Annotated in this window: 12 protein-coding genes; 6 read left to right on the top strand and 6 right to left on the bottom strand. The window is 62.0% G+C overall.

The features are described 5' to 3' along the window. Nucleotides 1-69: 69 nt before the first annotated feature. The 3 genes from pvdO to pvdM form a co-directional block, all read right to left on the bottom strand. The gene (gene pvdO, locus OH720_RS23200; RefSeq protein WP_272603052.1) at nucleotides 70-945 is read right to left on the bottom strand and encodes a dihydropyoverdine dehydrogenase; all 876 of its coding nucleotides are present in this window, start codon (nucleotides 943-945) and stop codon (nucleotides 70-72) included. Between the two features lie 181 nt (nucleotides 946-1,126). Continuing rightward, complete coding sequence (gene pvdN, locus OH720_RS23195) at nucleotides 1,127-2,407, bottom strand: pyoverdine-tailoring periplasmic protein PvdN (RefSeq protein WP_272603051.1); 1,281 nt, start codon at nucleotides 2,405-2,407, stop codon at nucleotides 1,127-1,129. 29 nt (nucleotides 2,408-2,436) lie between these two features. Continuing rightward, a complete protein-coding gene (pvdM, locus tag OH720_RS23190) occupies nucleotides 2,437-3,786 on the bottom strand; it encodes a pyoverdine-tailoring dipeptidase-like protein PvdM (RefSeq protein WP_272603050.1) in 1,350 nt (449 codons plus the stop codon). A gap of 228 nt (nucleotides 3,787-4,014) precedes the next feature. On the opposite strand from pvdM, the gene pvdP reads away from it, so the two are divergent. After that, entirely contained in the window at nucleotides 4,015-5,634 is a 1,620-nt protein-coding gene (pvdP, locus tag OH720_RS23185) for a pyoverdine maturation tyrosinase PvdP (RefSeq protein WP_272603049.1), read from the top strand. A 129-nt stretch (nucleotides 5,635-5,763) separates the two neighbouring features. Here pvdP and OH720_RS23180 read toward each other — a convergent pair whose 3' ends face one another. The 3 genes from OH720_RS23180 to OH720_RS23170 are packed head-to-tail and all read right to left on the bottom strand — an operon-like array spanning nucleotide 5,764 to nucleotide 10,312. Further along, the gene (locus tag OH720_RS23180) at nucleotides 5,764-7,158 is read right to left on the bottom strand and encodes an efflux transporter outer membrane subunit (RefSeq protein WP_272603048.1); all 1,395 of its coding nucleotides are present in this window, start codon (nucleotides 7,156-7,158) and stop codon (nucleotides 5,764-5,766) included. A gap of 7 nt (nucleotides 7,159-7,165) precedes the next feature. Continuing rightward, entirely contained in the window at nucleotides 7,166-9,139 is a 1,974-nt protein-coding gene (locus OH720_RS23175) for a MacB family efflux pump subunit (protein WP_272603047.1), read from the bottom strand. Then, on the bottom strand, nucleotides 9,140-10,312 hold the full coding sequence (locus OH720_RS23170) for an efflux RND transporter periplasmic adaptor subunit (RefSeq protein ID WP_272603046.1): 1,173 nt from the start codon (nucleotides 10,310-10,312) through the stop codon (nucleotides 9,140-9,142). It lies immediately after the preceding gene. Between the two features lie 429 nt (nucleotides 10,313-10,741). Here OH720_RS23170 and OH720_RS23165 point away from each other — a divergent pair, with 429 nt between their 5' ends. The 5 genes from OH720_RS23165 to OH720_RS23145 all read left to right on the top strand — a co-directional run bounded on the left by OH720_RS23165 (nucleotide 10,742) and on the right by OH720_RS23145 (nucleotide 17,210). Continuing rightward, nucleotides 10,742-11,224, top strand: a complete 483-nt coding sequence (locus tag OH720_RS23165; RefSeq protein WP_008056197.1) for a sigma-70 family RNA polymerase sigma factor — start codon at nucleotides 10,742-10,744, stop codon at nucleotides 11,222-11,224. A gap of 145 nt (nucleotides 11,225-11,369) precedes the next feature. Next, entirely contained in the window at nucleotides 11,370-12,704 is a 1,335-nt protein-coding gene (locus OH720_RS23160) for a lysine N(6)-hydroxylase/L-ornithine N(5)-oxygenase family protein (protein ID WP_272603045.1), read from the top strand. 146 nt (nucleotides 12,705-12,850) lie between these two features. Next, entirely contained in the window at nucleotides 12,851-13,264 is a 414-nt protein-coding gene (locus tag OH720_RS23155) for a response regulator (protein ID WP_272603044.1), read from the top strand. A 103-nt stretch (nucleotides 13,265-13,367) separates the two neighbouring features. Continuing rightward, nucleotides 13,368-13,994 (top strand): response regulator transcription factor, encoded by a 627-nt coding sequence (locus OH720_RS23150; RefSeq protein WP_272603043.1) that lies wholly within the window; start codon nucleotides 13,368-13,370, stop codon nucleotides 13,992-13,994. After that, on the top strand, nucleotides 13,995-17,210 hold the full coding sequence (locus tag OH720_RS23145; protein ID WP_272603042.1) for a transporter substrate-binding domain-containing protein: 3,216 nt from the start codon (nucleotides 13,995-13,997) through the stop codon (nucleotides 17,208-17,210). The last annotated feature ends 16 nt before the right edge of the window (nucleotides 17,211-17,226 follow it).

Here is a 17,226-nt window from a genome sequence, read left to right as displayed (position 1 = left end):
TGGCCCCCCCGCGTAATCGTTAACGTCCATCGCGAGCATGCTCGCTCCTACAGGGGGGGCGGGGGTGGGTTAGAGCTCGCGCACTACGCGAAAGCCCATCCAGTCCCCGCGTTCCTGCGGGTACTGGCTATTGCGGTTACCGGAGCGGGAGAACACCGGGGCTTCCCCCCAGTCGTTGCCGCGGATGCGCACGGCTTCGCAATTGGGTTCCAGCCAGGCGCTGCCATCGGTGGGGGCGCCGACGTAGTCCGGGTGTTCGCAGTCTTCGACCCATTCATAGACGTTGCCGTGCATGTCGTACATACCGAAGGCGTTGGGCGGGTAGCTGCCCACGGGCGAGCTGTAGCTGTAGCCGTCCGCCGGACCGTAGGTGTTGGCGTGTTTGGCGATGCTGTATCCCTTGCCTTCATCGAACGGGAAGGGGAACGGACCCTGGGTGCCGCCGCGTGCGGCGTATTCACGCTGGGCTTCGCTGACCATGCTGTATGTCTGCCCGGTTTTCTTCGACAGCCAGGCGACATAGTTCTTCACATCGTCGAAGTTCATGCACACCGCCGGCTGGCGCGGGCCCTGCGGGTAACGCGGCTTGCTGGCGACGCACTCGCGACCTGGCCGGGTATCGCCGTTGGCGATGGTCACGCCGCTTTCCTTCACATAGCTGTCCCACTCACCGGCGGTGATCTGGAAGCGGCTCATGGCGAAGGGTTTGGCGAAGGTGACGGCATGCATCGGACCTTCATCGGGCTCGCGACCGACTTCGTCATCCGGGGTGCCCATGGTGAAGGTCCCGGCGGGCAGCACGACCATTTCCGGGCAGTTCTTGCAGTCCTTGAATACCTTGCCCGCTGGCGGGGCAGTGGCGGCCTGTGCGGCAGACGGCAGCAGGCTGGCCATGAGGGCGGTCAGGGCCAGGGCCTTGAGGGGAGACAGCAGATCACTGTTCATGAGACATCTCGATCAAAGAAAAAACGGGTGCGAAACCGGGACCAAAACCGGAACCGGAACTGGAGCCGGAAGCGGTATCTGTAGGAGCCAGGCTTGCCGGCGAAGGCGTCCTTGAGATCGCCTTCGCCGGCAAGCCTGGCTCCTACAAAAAAGCAATCGGCACCAAGGATTGCAGACGGCGTCAGGCGGTTTTGTTGAGCAACGCCATGAAACGGTCGATTTCGTGTTCGCTGTTGAGCAGGCCGGGGGCGATGCGCACCACCGGGCCGGCGTCACGCTCCACCGAGTCGCAGACCACACGGTTCTGCATCAGTTGGCTGGCGACCTTCTCGCAGTCCTGGTCCTTGATCCGGAAGAAGGTGAAACCGGCGGACAGTTGCGGGCTTTTTGGCGTGACCAGTTCGATCCGCGGCTGTTCCAGCAGGCGATCCTTGGCATAGGTGTTGAGCTCATGAATGCGCGCCTGGACCTCGGCCTTGCCCAAATCCAGGTGCAGCTTGAACGCTTCATCCGCGGCCCAACGGTGTTCGAAACTGTGATAACCGCCGGGGGTCATGATGGTCGCGAAGTCGGTGGATTCGCTGAAGGTCGGAATGATCGGCGTGACGTTCTTGAGCTCGGCGGAGCGGGCGCAAATGATTCCGGTGCCACGGGGGCCGAACATCCATTTGTGCGTGCCGGCGATGAAGAAGTCGCAGTGCATGTCGGGAAACTCGAAGTCCTCGACACCAAAGCCGTGCACCCCGTCGACCACATACAGGATCTGGTCTTTCTCGTCGCGCTTGCGGTTCAGCTCTTCGACCAGTTTGCCGATGTCGCCGATCGGCAGTTTCACGCCGCTGCCCGATTGCACCCAGGTCATGCCCAGCACGCGGGTCTGCGGGCGGATGCCTTTGGCGATCGAACCCAGCACTTCGTCCACGGAAATGTCGCGGCTGTTCTCGAACAGCTTGAGCTTGCGCACGTTCGTGCCCTGGCGTTGCTGACGAAATTCCAGGGTGTAGTTGGTCGAGTAGTGCTCATGTTCGCTGACCAGGATTTCCTGGTCGGGCCGCACATGAATCCCGCCATAGATCATCGCCAGGCCTTCCGTGGTGCTGCCGGTCAGCGCGATCTGCTCGGGTTTGGCATTGAGGTAACGCCCGGCCCAGACCCGCACGTTGTGCTCGCGTTTCTCGGTTTCCTGCAGGTCCCAGTCCATGGCCCGGCCAGGGTTGCGGTCGATGTTGGCGCGGTGCATCTCGATCGCGTTGCGCACCGGCGTGGGGTGGGAGGTGACGAGGAAGTTGGCGAAATGCAGGTAGTCCGGGTCCTGATTGAACAGCTGGCGCAATTGCGCCCATTTGCCCTTGGGCAAAGGCGGCGGATTGCCGGCTACCGCTGGCAGGTTCACGCCAGCAGCCAGGGGCAGGCCGGCGGCGAGAATGCCGGCCTGCTTGAGGAATGAGCGACGGTTGGTCATGGCTTCGGGTTCGCTTGGCAAAAGTGGCATCAGTTTTTGGCGACGGGCCTGGAGGATTTTTCGACCTGGTCCCAGACCCGCAGGAAGTTGCCGCCCCAGAGTTTGGCGATATCGGCTTCGCTGTAGCCGCGGCTGATCAGCTCTGCGGTCACGTTGCGCGCCTCGCTGACGTCCTTCCAGCCGTCCAGGCCGCCGCCATCGTTGAAGTCGGAACTGATGCCGACGTGATCGATGCCGATTTTCTTCACCGCGTAGTCAATCGCGTCGCCGTAGTCCTTGAGGGTGGCCTTGGGTTCTTCGTCGACAATCGCGTAGAGCTGGCTGGCGTATTCGCCGAAACGTTGCTCAGACCATACGGTGATGATCGGGTCGCCCGGCATCAACGCCATCTCCAGGCCTTGCAGCGGTTGCAGGTCGAAACGCGCACGCAGGGCGTTGAGTTTGTCCTGGGTGGCCTGGCTCAGCGGGCGGATGTAGGTCGGGAAACCGACAATCTGCACCACGCCGCCGCTGTCCTTGATCAACTGCATTTCGTGGTCGCTGAGGTTGCGCGGGATGTCCACCAGGGCGCGCGGGGCGGAGTGCGACGCCACCATCGGCGTGCGGCTCAAGCGGGCCACTTGTTCCAGGGCCTTGGTCGACATCTGCGACACATCAATGATCACGCCAAGGTCGTTGAGACGCTGTACAGCCTGCTTGCCGATGTCCGAGAGACCGCCGAGGGCATCCCGCGAATCGTTGAAGAACGGCAAGGGCCTGGACGAATCGGCCCAGGCGTTGTTGCCCACGTAGCTGAAACCGAACATACGCATGCCCCGCGCAGCCCATTTGTCCAGGGCATTGAGGTCGTTGCCCAGGGGGTAGGCGTTGAGCATGCTGAGGAAGATCGCGAACTTGCCTTCGCCATGCAGGCGCCGGAAATCGTCGGGGGTGTAGGCGATGGCAGCCTGGTTGGGGAAGTCGCGCACCAGGGCGCTGATGATCTTGTAGCGGGTTTCCTGTTCGAAGCGTGCCTCTTCGATGAAGCCGGCGGTGGGGCGATGCGGCGCGTTGGGGCCGTTCCAGATTTCCGGCCAGCCGAAAATCGTCAGGGCCGCCCCGGACAGGCGTCCGCGCCCGGTCTTGACCAGGTCGAACTGGCCGCTGCCGTCCTTGTCGGCTTCATTGCCGGCGGTGCCGAAATCCATGGGCACGGTGATGTGGCTGTCGAACGAGAGAAGGCGCTCATGCAGTTCATCGGCCTGCTTCATCACCTTGACCGGGTAGCCGGGATTGTCCTTGAACCAGTAATCCCAGGCCGCAAAGCCTGCACCCGCGCTGATCGCCAGGGCCAACGGCAGGCCGATGAAAAGAGCCTTTTTCGAACGTGGTTTTGTCATTGCCTTCTCAGTCAGGGAGCCTTTGCTATCTGGGAGGAACGAGTCAGCGGGGGAGGAATTTAGTGTTTGTGCGGGCCTCTTCGCGAGCAGGCTCGCTCCCACAGGGGATCTTCAGTGTTCACTCGGTCAATGTGGGAACGAGCCTGCTCGCGAAGCTTTTAAATTTGTGAGAGCAACAAACGTTCTAGCTTGGATAAAGCCTGCTTCATGGCTGACACAGGTAGGGCAATGAAGATTTCTCGACGATGGTTCATGGCAGGCCTGGCGCTGACCGGTGCTGCCGTGCCCGCGGCTTTTTATGGGCATCGCCAGTGGACGAAGCCGGATCCGACGATCACCCCCGGCGAAGCGTCGTTCGATGTGGCGGATGTTGCCGGTCAACGCTTGGCGAATACGCTGCGCGGTGTCTGGCAGATCCGTTTCGAAGGCCGTGATGCCGGGCTCGAAGGCTTGCCACGGGACGGACTGGAGCTGTTTCTCGACATCGGCCACAAGGGCCGTGGTCTGGTTGGTTTTCTCGACACCGCCGAGCGCTTGCGTTCACACGAAGTGCCGCGCTATCAGGTGCTCGGTGATGTGGCCGGGGTCAAGCCGGCGCAGTTGAGTTGGCGCTTGCTCAGCGCCCGTGGCAGCTGTGACTACGAGTTCAGCATGGCGCTGGACGAAGTCTGGGCCGGTTTCGGCAATGCCGGTAGCGGCAGCCTCAGTGGTCGCGTGCTGGACCTGGATCGTCCCTTGATGATGACGGCCCAGGACAATCGTTTCGTTGCGGTCAAGAAAGTGTTCCCCGAAGCCCGCGAACGCACCGGTCTGAATCCGCCTTTGCTGGCCTGGCTGACATCCCAGGAGCATCGGTTGTTCCACCAGCTCTGGCATGCGTCCAGGGATAAATGGCACACCTTGCCCGAAGACAAGCGCAACGCCTTGCGCGGTATTGGCTGGCAGCCCGGGCCGCGGGACAAGGAACGTGACGCCCGTGGCACGCGCAAGGATCGCAACGGCTCGGGCGTGGACTTTTTCTTCATGCACCGGCACATGCTCGGCACCGCACGTTCGATGCAGGATTTGCCGTCGTGGACGCAGTTCCCCTTGCCGCAACCGGAGTTGCTCCGGGACCGCATCGGCTTCGCCCATTATTTCGACAACCACGACGGCACGGCGCTGCCGCCGACCTGGCTGGCCGAAGACGATGACGAGTATTCGCAATGGGTCAGCGACATCAAGACCGCCGAGACCTACCACAGCAATTTCCAGGTCTGGGAGTCGCAGTACCGCGACCCGCGTTACCTGTCGAAGTTGACCCTGGGGCAGTTTGGCTCGGAGGTCGAGCTGGGCTTGCATGACTGGCTGCACATGCGCTGGGCCTCGGTGCCGCGCGACCCGTCCAACGGTCAGCCGGTGCCGTTCGCCCGCGATCCGGCGGACTTTTCCGCACGCTGGTATGCGCCGGAAAACGACTTTCTCGGCGATCCTTTCTCGTCCCATGTGAACCCGGTGTTCTGGCACTTCCACGGCTGGATCGACGATCGCCTGGAAGACTGGTTCCGCGCCCATGAACGCTTTCATCCGGGGGAGGTGAGCCGGCTTGAGGTCAATGGCGTGCAGTGGTTCGCACCGGGGCGCTGGGTCGAGATCGACGATCCGTGGCTGGGTCCGGGCACCCATGGTTGCAACACCACGCCGGGGTTGCAGGCGGGCAAGTCGGTGGAGATGGATCCGGAGACCATGAAGCTGGCGCTGCGGATTACCTTTGGTGAGGATGAGAAGAAGCTGGCGGATCTGTTCAGGAAGGTGCCGCAGCGGCCTTGGTATGCGCGGAATTTGAAGGCCAAGCAAAGTCAGGTCTGACGACCGCGTTATCGTTCTTCGCTGGCAAGCCAGCTCCCACAGGGAATAATGCGTGGCACATGATTTCGGCTCGACACATAACCTGTGGGAGCTGGCTTGCCAGCGATGGCGGCCTGACAGGCGCAGCAATTACAAAACCTGCCACCCACCCCCAAGTGCCTTGTACAACGCAATGCTCGCCTGCATCCGCGACAGCCTCAGCTGCACATTCAAATCCTGCGCCGCATACAGCGTGCGTTGCGTCTCCAGCACCGTCAGCAAGTCCTCGGCACCGGCTTCATAGCGGCTTTGGGCGATGTTGAACGCGGTCTGCGCCTGGCTCAGTTCCTCGCTTTGCCACTGGCGCTGTTCGTCCAGCCCGCGAATGCTGTTCAAGGCTTTTTCCACGTCGGCGAAGCCATTGATGATCGCGCCGCGGTAGGTTTCCAGCAGTTCTTCCTGGCGCGCGGTGGCCTTGTCGCGCTCGGCGCCCAGGCGCCCGTTGTTGAACACCGGGGCGAGCAATCCGGCGGTGAGGTTGTAGAAGGGGCTGCGCAGGATGTCGCCGGCACGGTCGGCACCGGAGCCGATTTCCGCGCTCAGGGTCACGGTCGGCAACATCGCGGCGCGGGCCACGGTGACGTCGGCCTGGGCGGCGGCCAGTTGCGCTTCGGCCCGGGCGATGTCCGGGCGGCGGCTGAGCAATTCGCTGGGGACACCTGCGTCGATGGCGGGCCAGGACAATTGATCGAAGTGTTCCTGGCCCAGCGCCAGTTCCTGCACCGGGCGACCGAGGAGGGTGGCGAGGCTGATCTGCGCGTCGATGGCCTGCTGCTGCACCAGTGGCAATTGCCGTTGTTGCGCGGCCACCAGGCTTTTCTGCTGGGCCAGCTCCAGAGCTGTTGCCGAACCTGAGTCGTAGCGGGTCTGCACAAGTTTCAAAACATTCTGGGCGTTGGCCAGATTAAGCTCGGCAATTCGGCTCTGCTCCTGCAGCGACAAAGTTTGCGCATAGGTGCTGGCGACACCGCTGAGCAGCGTCAACTCGACGGTCGCCTGATCGAACTCGCTGGCCCGCAAGGCGAATTGCGCACTGTCACGGGACGCGCGCTGGCCGCCCCAGAAATCGATTTCGTAGCTCGCAGTCAGGTTGGCGGTGAAGTAGTCGACCGCGTTGTTATCGCTGTCGGCGTCGAGTTGACTGTAGCCATTGCCGCGCAGCAACTTCTGCCGGTTGGCGTTCAACCCGGCCTTGACCTCAGGTAACTGCGAGCCGCCAGCGACTACTGTTTCGGCCTGTGCCTGGCGTACTCGGGCAATAGCGGCGGCTAAATCGTAACTGCCGACTCGGGCCTGTTCGATCAGGCGACCCAGTTGCGGACTGCCGAAGCGGTTCCACCATTGCTGGTTGTCGCGGGTGGAACCCGCTGTGTGCGGCGATTGCCAGGCGGCGGGCGGCGCAATGCCGCTGTCCGGGCGCTGGGCAGGGCTGCCGCAGGCGCCTAGCAACAGGCAAAGGGTCAGCAAACTCAATTGCGGCTTCATCAAGAAATCATTCACTGGTAAGGGCCGTGACCGGGTCGAGTCGGGCAGCTTTGCGGGCCGGCATGAAGCCGAAGACAACACCGGTGACCAGGGCGCAGCCGAAGGCGCCCAGCACCGCTATCAAGGAGAACGCGACGGCGACTTCACTGAGGATCAGTACGCCGCCGACAATCAGCGCCAGGGCGATCCCGGCCAGTCCGCCGACCACCGAGAGCATCACCGCTTCGGTGAGGAACTGGCGCAGGATGTCGCGCTGGCGGGCGCCGGTGGCCATGCGGATGCCGATCTCGCGGGTCCGTTCACGCACGGTCATGAGCATGATGTTCATCACCCCGATACCGCCCACCAGCAACGAAATCGCGGCAATCGAACCGAGCATCAGCGACAGGGTGTTTTGCGTGCGCGCTTCGGCCTGGATCATCGCCGCGTTGTTGGTCAGTTCGAAATCCTTCTTGCCGTTGTGCAGGCGCAGCATCAATTGCTCAATGGCCTGTTCCGTCTCCTTGACCTTGCGCGCATCGGCGGCGGCAATCGCGATGTATTCCGGGTTATGGGTGCCGAACAGCCGCACACTGGCCGCGGAGTAGGGGATGGCGATGCGGTCGTCGCTGTCGGAGTCGCCGGAGCTCGCACCTTTTTCCGCCAGCACGCCGACCACCTGGAATGGCACGTTTTCGATGAGGATGTACTGGCCGATGGGATTGGCCACGTCCTTGAGCAGCTTGGTCCGCACCTTGTGCCCGATCACCGCGACCGCCGCGGCGTTTCGTTCATCGGCCTCGGTGAAATAGCTGCCTTGCACCACCGGCCAGTTGAAGATCGCCGGGAAGTTGGTGTCGTTGCCGCCGACGTAGCTCAGGTGGTCGAGGTTGCCAAAGCGGACCCCGGCTTCCTGGCCGTTGACGGGCATGATGCGCATGACCTGGGGCAGGCTCGCCACTGCCTTGACTTCGTCCAGGGTGACGATGCCCAGCGGTGTTCGCGGGTTGGGCGACGAGCCGCTGAGGTAAATGATGTTGGAGCCGAACGCGCCCATCTGGGCCATGACCTGGCGCTTGCTGCCTTCGCCGACGGCCAGCATCACCACCACCGAAGCGACGCCTATGATGATCCCCAGCAGGGTCAGCGCGGTGCGGAACTTGTTGATCCACATCACCCGCCAGGCAGCTTGCACCGCATCGACCAGTTCGCCTTTCCAGGCGCCGCTGGCTTGCGCGCCTTCGGTCAGGCGCTTGCGCAGGTCCACCGCTTGCAACGCGCCGGGATTGGCGCAGGTTTGCGCGGCGGGGTTGTCCCGGGCGCTGTCGCTGATGATCAGGCCGTCGCGGATCTCGATGATGCGCTTGGCCCGCGCCGCCACCTCGCGGTCGTGGGTGATGAGGATCACCACGTGGCCCTGGCTCGCCAGCTCGTCGAGCAGCGCCATGACTTCCTTGCCGCTGTGGCTGTCGAGGGCGCCGGTGGGTTCGTCGGCGAGGATAATATGGCCGCCGTTCATCAAGGCGCGGGCAATGGACACCCGCTGCTGCTGACCACCGGAAAGCTGGTGCGGACGATTGCCAGTGCGCGTGGCCAGGCCGAGGCGCTCGAGCAGGGCGGCGGCGCGGGCATGGCGTTCGGCGGCCGGGGTGCCTGCATAAATTGCCGGCATCTCGACGTTTTCCTGGGCCGAGCCGGACGGAATCAGGTGGTAACCCTGGAACACGAAACCGAAGGCTTCGCGGCGCAACCACGCCAGTGCATCACTGTCCAGGGCGGCGACGTTTTCTCCGGCGAAGCGGTATTCGCCCGAGGTCGGCCGGTCGAGGCAGCCGAGGATGTTCATCAGTGTCGACTTGCCGGAACCGGAGGCGCCGACGATCGCCACGAACTCACCGGCATGGATCGACAGGTCGATGCCGCGCAATACGTGGACTTCAGGGGCGTCGCCGCCGCCGTAGGCTTTGCGGATGTCCGAAAGGTCGATCAGGGGCGTTTGCATTCAACCGCCACTCCCGTCGGCCGGGCCGATCAGCAAGTGATCGCCTTCCTGCAGGCCGTCGAGGATCTGCACCCGCAGCCGATCGCTGATGCCGGTGCGGACGTTGCGCTGTTCGATGCTGCCATTCCTGGCCACCACTTGCGCGGTCTGGCTGTCGGCTTGCACGCCGGCCTGCAGGGCGGCGATCGGCGCGGTCAGGACGTTCTGCGCTTGGTCTGCGACGAAAAATACCTGGGTGGTCATTTCCGCCATCAGCGCGTTGTCGGCGTTGTCGACGTCCAGCAGCACGGTGTACAGCACCACCCGCGCGCTGCCGCTTTTGCTCGAACTGGCCGGGCTGCCGCCGCCCTGGCTGGTCTGGTCCAGGGGTTTGGGCGGGACCGGCAGAATCTGCCGTACGGTGCTTTTCCAGCGTCGGGTGCCGCCGCTGAGGGTGGTGAACCAGGCGTTCATGCCGGGTTTGACGTGGCCGATGTCGGCTTCGGAGACTTCGGCCCACACGGTCATTGGCGACAGCTTGGCGATGCGCAGAATCAGCGGGGTCTGTTGCTGGGCGTTAAGGGTCTGGCCTTCCCGGGCATCCAGCGCGACCACGGTGCCGGACATGGGCGCATAGATCCGGGTGTAGCCGAGCTCGGCCTGATCGCTGCGCAGGCTGGCCTGGGCCTGGCGAATCTGCGCCTGGAACATGTCGATGCGCGCCTGGGTGGCGCGCAGTTCGGCCTGGGCGGTCTGCACGTCTTCTTCGCGGGTGGCGTTGCCGGCCTTGAGGTTTTGCTGACGCTGGTATTTCTGTTGGGCGAGGTCGTGTTGCGCGCGTTGTTCCTGAAGCTGCGCCTTGAGGTTTTCGATGGAGAAACGCCCGGCATCGAGCTTGGCCTGTTGCGTGGAGGGATCGATTTCCACCAGCAGCTGGCCTTCCTTGACCACGTCCCCGACTTCCACATGGATCTTTTGAATCTGCCCGGACGCCTGGGCACCGACGTCGACATAACGCCTGGGTTGCAGGGTACCCAAGGCCGTGACGCTGCTTTCGATGTCGGCGCGGGTGACTTGCACGGTGGCGAACTGGTCACGCCCGGGCGGGATGAACTGCCAGGCCGCGACGGCGACAACGGGAATCAGGCTGAGTGCTACAAGCAGGGCGCGTCGGGTGTGACGGGGACGATTCATGCAGGGTTCCAAAGCAGTTGAACACTGCCGTGGAGCCGGCAGGAACATGGAGCTGTCCTTGTAGACGAGGACAGCAGCAGGGAATTTAGCCGCGGACACACGGCGTAACACTGTGGCTTGCCTCAACTGATCGTTCCCACGCTCCGCGTGGGAATGCAGCCAGGGACGCTCCGCGTTCCACTGCCGACGCAAGGCTCGGATCTTGCGCAAGGGTGACGCGGAGCGTCACGGGCTGCATTCCCACGCAGAGCATGGGAACGATCAGCGGTAGCCCATGACTATTTGTCGGGCAAGACAAAGCAACACTTTAAATCTATATGAGAATTACTATAAATTACGCACTTCAATTGCCACTATCGTGCCACTGTCTGTTTTTGTGGTCGATGAGCGGGCTCAAGGACAGAAACCGCACCCCTGCGGACGGGAGTCATGTTGGAAAACTACTATCGAGAGCTGGTGTGTTTCCTCAACGCCAAGCTCGGCAACCGCCAGGTGGCCGAAGATGTGGTGCATGACGCTTATCTGCGAGTCCTGGAACGCTCCAGCGACACGCCGATCGAGCAGCCCCGGGCATTCCTTTATCGCACGGCCTTGAACCTGGTGATCGACGATCACCGACGCAATGCATTGCGCCAGGTCGAGTCGCTGGAGGTGCTCGACAACGAAGAGCGCTATTTCAGCCCATCGCCCCTCAGCAGCCTCGATCACGGCCAGCGCCTGGACATGCTCCAGCGCGCCCTGGCGGAATTGCCCCGACTGTGTCGCGAGAGTTTCCTGCTGCGCAAGATCGAAGGCCTTTCACATCCGCAGATCGCCGAACACCTGGGCATCTCCAAGGCCCTGGTAGAAAAGCACATCGTCAACGCCATGAAGCATTGCCGGGTGCGGATGCGCCAATGGGATGCGCATTGATCCTCGCGCTGACCTGTTCTTGTTAAATTTTATTTCACTGTCCTCGTTCCTAATCAACAGACGACCTGCTGTCCTGCTCAAGGCCGGCCAGGTCACTTAGGCTTATCTCCCCGCCGCTCGGGGGTTCATCCAGAGGACACTGGAAATGACACAGGCAATTGCATCGCCCATCGTTCACGACCTGATCGGCGTCGGTTTCGGCCCTTCGAACCTGGCACTGGCCATCGCCCTGCAAGAGCGCGGGCCGAGCCAGGGCGAACTGGATGTGCTGTTTCTCGACAAGCAAGCCCACTACAGCTGGCATGGCAACACCCTGTCGACCCAGAGCGAGCTGCAGATTTCCTTCCTCAAGGACCTGGTGACCCTGCGCAACCCGACCAGTCCTTACTCGTTCGTCAATTACCTCAAGGCCCACGGTCGCCTGGTGGACTTCATCAACCTGGGCACGTTCTATCCCTGCCGCATGGAGTACAACGATTACCTGCGCTGGGTAGCCGCGCAATTCGAGAATCAGAGCCGTTATGGCGAAGAAGTGCTGACCATCGAACCGGTGCTGCACAACCAGCAGGTCGAAGCGCTGCGGGTGATTTCTCGCGATAGCACTGGGCATCAACATGTGCGAACCACCCGCTCGGTGGTGGTCAGCGCGGGCGGTACGCCGCGGATCCCCGAGGCGTTCAAGGCGCTCAAGGGCGACAATCGGGTGTTTCACCATTCGCAGTACCTGGCGCAGATGGCCAAACAGCCGTGCGTGAACAACCAGCCGATGAGCATCGCGATCATCGGTGGCGGGCAGAGCGCAGCGGAAGCCTTCATCGATCTTAACGACAGCTTCCCGTCGGTGCAGGTCGACATGATCCTGCGTGGTTCTGCCCTGAAACCGGCGGACGACAGCCCGTTCGTCAATGAGGTGTTCTCGCCGGAGTTCACCGACCTGGTGTTCCAGCAGGAAAGCAGCGAGCGTGAGCGCCTGGTCAACGAATACCACAACACCAACTATTCGGTGGTGGACATCGACCTGATCGAGCGCATCTACGGCATTTTCTACCGGCAGAAAGTCTCGGGCATTGCTCGCCATGCGTTCCGTACCTTGACCACTATCGAAAAAGCCAGCGCCACCGAGCGTGGCATCGAACTGGCGGTGCGCAACAACGCCACCGGCGAAGTCACGGTCCGTCACTACGACGCCGTGGTGCTGGCCACCGGTTACGAGCGGCAGATGCACCGCAAGCTGCTGGCCCCGCTGGAGCAGTACCTGGGTGATTTCGAGGTGGATCGCAACTACAAACTGATCACCGACGAGCGCTGCAAGGCCGGCATCTATATGCAGGGCTTCTGCCAGGCCAGCCATGGCTTGAGCGACACGCTGCTGTCGATCCTGCCGATTCGCGCGGACGAGATTGCCGGGTCGCTGTATGACCATGGCAAGAAGCGCGGGCATCGCTCGATGGCGGATTTGCTCCTGGCGACGGCCAGCTGAGAACTTCGGCGGCTGTGAGGCCGCCTTCGTCGCATCTCCATGACCCGCGTCAGACTTGGCGGGCGGTATTTCGGATTTTTCCTACAGAATGCGCTGTAGGTCTTCCGTAGCCTTGCCCCCTCATCAATCTGACCCGGGGGGCCACGTTGCCCAGCAAGTCCTTACGCATCCTGATCGCTGACAATCAACACTTCAACCGGATGAAAATCGAGCGGTTGTTCAACCAGCTCGATTACTTCCGGGTGGCGCCGGTGCAAAGCCTCGAGGAGCTTCTGAACCTGGTCGAATATGGCTGCGAGCCATTCGATCTGCTGGTCATCAATGCTGGCCTGGCTCAAGGCAAGCTGAACCTTCTGGATTTCTGTCTCGACAACGAACAGCTGGCGCACGCCCTGATCTTCGACGGCAAGCACGCGCAGCTCCCCATCATTGCAGCCTCTGAGCGGCACAAGGTGCAGGTGAGCCACGCCTTGCTGCCAGACCTGGCGACGATCCAGCGGTTGATGGCGATCATCGATCGACCCAAACCGTTCGTCGGCACTGTCATTTCTGTCAGGTAGTTCAATCGGGTTTTACGTGCAAGAGTCTATGCGCAGCCATGTGCGTGTTCTTGCCCATGGGCCGTCAGTGTCCGAATGTCGTGTTTATGCATAGGGAGTTGCCATGAAGTGCGCGCTGGTTGTGGACGATCATCCGGTGATTCGCGGTGCAGTCAAAATCGTGCTCAAGCTTGAGGGATACAAACGTATCTTTGAAGCGGCCTGCGGTAATGAAGTCCTGTCGATGATCCGCGAGCATAAACCTGAACTGGTGGTGCTGGACCTCAACATCCCGAAGCTCGACGGCCTGGATGTACTGGCACGAATCCAGATGGAAGAGGCGCACTGCCGGGTGGTGGTGTTCACGGCCCAGGAACCGGCGTTTTTCCAGGATCGTTGCATGCGTGCCGGTGCCGTGGCCTACGTCGCCAAGACCAACGATCTGCAGCATTTGCACAAAGCCGTGCACGCCGTGATGGCGGGTTACACATACTTCACCCGGTTGCCCTCGAGCTCGGTGTCGGTGAGCCAGGTACTGCGTAGTGAAAAACAGTTGATCAACAGCCTTTCGGACCGCGAGTTATCCATTTTCCTGCATCTGGCCCGGGGCACGAGCAACAAGGAAATCGCCGAAATCCTGCACGTGAGCCACAAGACCGTCAGCACCTACAAAACCCGCCTGACTGAAAAACTCAACGTGAAGTCGTCGGTGCATCTGCGCGATCTTGCCCAGCGTCATCACTTGATCTGAATGAACACTCTTCGATACCTGCTGTTGGCGCTTTGCCTGGGGGCATCGAGTGTCTTTGCGCAGCCGCAAACATTGACGTTACTGGGCCGTTCCAGCGTGGACGGCCAGGTGCTGTCGTTGTCAGCAGCCGATTGGCGCTGGTTGCGGCAAAAAGCCCGATTGGTGCTTGCCGTTTCGGCCCCGGACTATCCGCCTTTCGACATCACCACCGATCACGTGCTGGAAGGGGTGACAGCCGACTATGCCGATCTGCTGCGGCAACTGCTGCGGGTGGAGATCGAAGTGCGGCGCTATGCATCCCGCGAAGACGCCGTCCGAGCCGTCAAGCAAGGGACGGCAGACTTGCTGGGAACGTCCAACAGCTACGAGTCCCAGGACCGCCAATTACAAATGTCCCACGCCTATGCGGTGGATCAGCCGGTATTGGTGACCCGCATTGATTCGCCACAGGTACTGGACCCGACCTTGGCCGGCAAGCGCCTGGCAACGCTCTACCACTACTTGCCTGAACAAAACGTGCAGCAATTTTATCCCCAAGCCCAGGTTCAGCTTTTTCCCTCGACACTGGCGGCGGTCGGCGCAGTCGCCTTCGGCCAGGCGGATGTCTACCTGGGCGATGCGATCAGCGCCCATTACCTGATCAGCAAAAACTACCTGAACAACGTCCAGTTGGCGGATTTCTCGCCCATGGAATCGGGGCGCTTCGCCTTTGCCATGGCCCGCGACAACCCAGCGCTGCTGCGCATCGTCAACAAGGCCCTGGCGGCGATAACGGCCAATGAACAGATGAACATCCTGCGCCGCTGGGGGGCGAGCGGGGTGTCCATGCCGGGCACGCAGTCACTGCAATTGAGCGTGGCCGAGCAACGTTGGCTCGACCGGCACCCGCGCGTGAGTGTGGCGATCAACGAGAACATCCCGCCGATCACCTTCATGGACAGTGAAGGCAGGTTTCGCGGCATCGGTGTCGATGTGTTGGCGAAAATCAGCCTGCGCACCGGCTTGCAATTCGACATCCGGGGCATGCGCTCAGTGGCCGAGATGCTGCAGGCAATCAAGAGCGGCCAGGTCGATGTGCTGGCCGGCATCGGCCTGAGTTCCCGGCGCGAGGAAGACTTGCTGTTCACTCGGCCGTTTCTGACCAGCCCCTCGGTGCTGGTGACGCGCATGGCGCCGGACAGCCCCAGGACCCTGGATGATTTGGCCGGAAAAACCCTGGCGCTGACCGAGGGCAATATCGCTGGCGAGTTCATTCGCCAACACTTCCCGTCAATCGGTTTCGTGGATGCGCCACTGTCGGCCGATGCCATGGAAATAGTCGCCCAAGGCAAGGCACAAGGTGGCATCAATTCGTTGATCAGCGCCCGCTACCTGATCTCCCGGCAGTATCGTGATCGTCTCCATGTCACCAGCACGGTGGGTATTGATCCCGCGCGCAGTACCCTGGCGACCGGTCGCGACGACACGGAGTTGCATTCGATCCTGGACAAGGCTTTGCTCAGTATCCCTCCCGAAGAAATCGACGACCTGATACAGCCTTGGCGCAATGACCTGATGGTGGAGCAGAGTTATTGGCTGCGTCATCGACAGACGATTTTCCAGGCGTTCGCCGCCGCTGGCGCCTCGCTTCTGCTTGCCCTGGCGTGGATCGCCTGGCAGCGCCGGCAGATCCGCCAGCGCCAGCAATGGCTCGCCCGATTGCAGGAGGCCAAGGACGCCGCCGACGATGCCAACCGGGCCAAGACCACGTTCCTGGCGACCATGAGCCATGAGATCCGCACGCCGATGAATGCCCTGATCGGCATGCTTGAGCTGGCGCTGAAATCCGCCGACAAGGGCGTTACCGACCGTGCGGCCATCGAGGTGGCGTCTAATGCCGGGCAACAGTTGCTGGCCTTGATCGGCGACATCCTGGACATTGCCCGTATCGAGTCCGGGCATTTGTCGCTGACGCCGGAGCGGGCCAATCTGCAGGCGCTGGTGGTGTCGGTGTGCCGGGTCTTCGAAGGCCTGGCCCGGCAGAAGAACCTGCACTGGCGCATCGACCTGGACGAACACAGCGACCGCGATGTGTTGATCGACCCCACGCGTTTCAAGCAGGTGCTGTCCAATCTGTTGAGCAATGCCATCAAGTTCACCCACAAAGGCGAGGTCAGCCTGAGGTTGCGGGTTGTGCCCGTGTCGCCGGATCGTTTCGCGGTCAGTGTGCGTATCGAGGACAGCGGCAGCGGTATCAGCACCTTTGACCAGCAACGCCTGTTCAGCCCGTTCGTGCAGGCCGGCAACCGTCAGGCCTCGGGCCGGCAGGGCTCCGGCCTGGGGCTGGTGATCAGCCGCACGCTGTGCGAAATGATGGGGGGGCGCTTGCAACTTACCAGCGTCCTGGGGCGCGGTACCTGCCTGGACATCAGCCTTGAACTGCTGGCATTGCAGGCGTTGCCCGCCTCTGAAACAACACCGGGTGAAGCGCCGGCAAGGACTCGGCCGCTGACGATTTTGGTGGTGGACGATTACTCGGCCAACCGGTTGCTGCTTTCGCGACAACTGACTTACCTCGGGCACCAGGTGCTGCTCGCCGAGGATGGCCAGCAAGGTTTCGAGCAATGGCGCGAACACGTCTGCGATCTGGTCGTCACCGACTGCAACATGCCGGTGGTCAGCGGTTATGAACTGGCGGGTGCGATCCGCGATGCGGAGCGTTTTCAGGTGGGACCGTCGACCTTGATCCTGGGCTTCACCGCCAGCGCGCAGCCAGAGGAGAAAATTCGTTGTATTGAAGCGGGCATGGACGATTGTCTGTTCAAACCCATTCGATTGGTCGACCTGAGCGCATGGTTGGCCAGCAGATTTCCCGGCGAATCGGCAGGCGTGCCCGAAGCGCCGCCCATCACCGAAATCGATCTGAGCGGGTTGCAACGCTACACGGGGGCCGACAGTGAGCTGATCGTGCAACTGCTGCAGGATCTGGCCGTGACCAACCGTGAGGATCGCGAACGCCTGCTGCAAGAACATGCCAGCGGTAATCGCCATGGCTTGAAAGACCTGGCGCACCGCATCAGGGGTGGGGCGCAAATGGTCCGGGCACAGGCACTGGTGGTGTGTTGCGAACAACTGGAGCGTGCCTGTGTCGAGGACGATGCCTCACTGATCGACGCTGCCGTCGATCAGTTGCACCAGGCCATGACGCGCCTGGAAAAAACGCTTGAACAGGGCTGAGGCTTGAACCCGGCTG

Source organism: Pseudomonas sp. WJP1, from assembly GCF_028471945.1.
In the GTDB taxonomy this organism is placed as follows: domain Bacteria; phylum Pseudomonadota; class Gammaproteobacteria; order Pseudomonadales; family Pseudomonadaceae; genus Aquipseudomonas.
The sequence above is the reverse complement of the archived record's forward strand: the minus strand, read 5'-3'. Positions and strand labels throughout refer to the sequence as shown.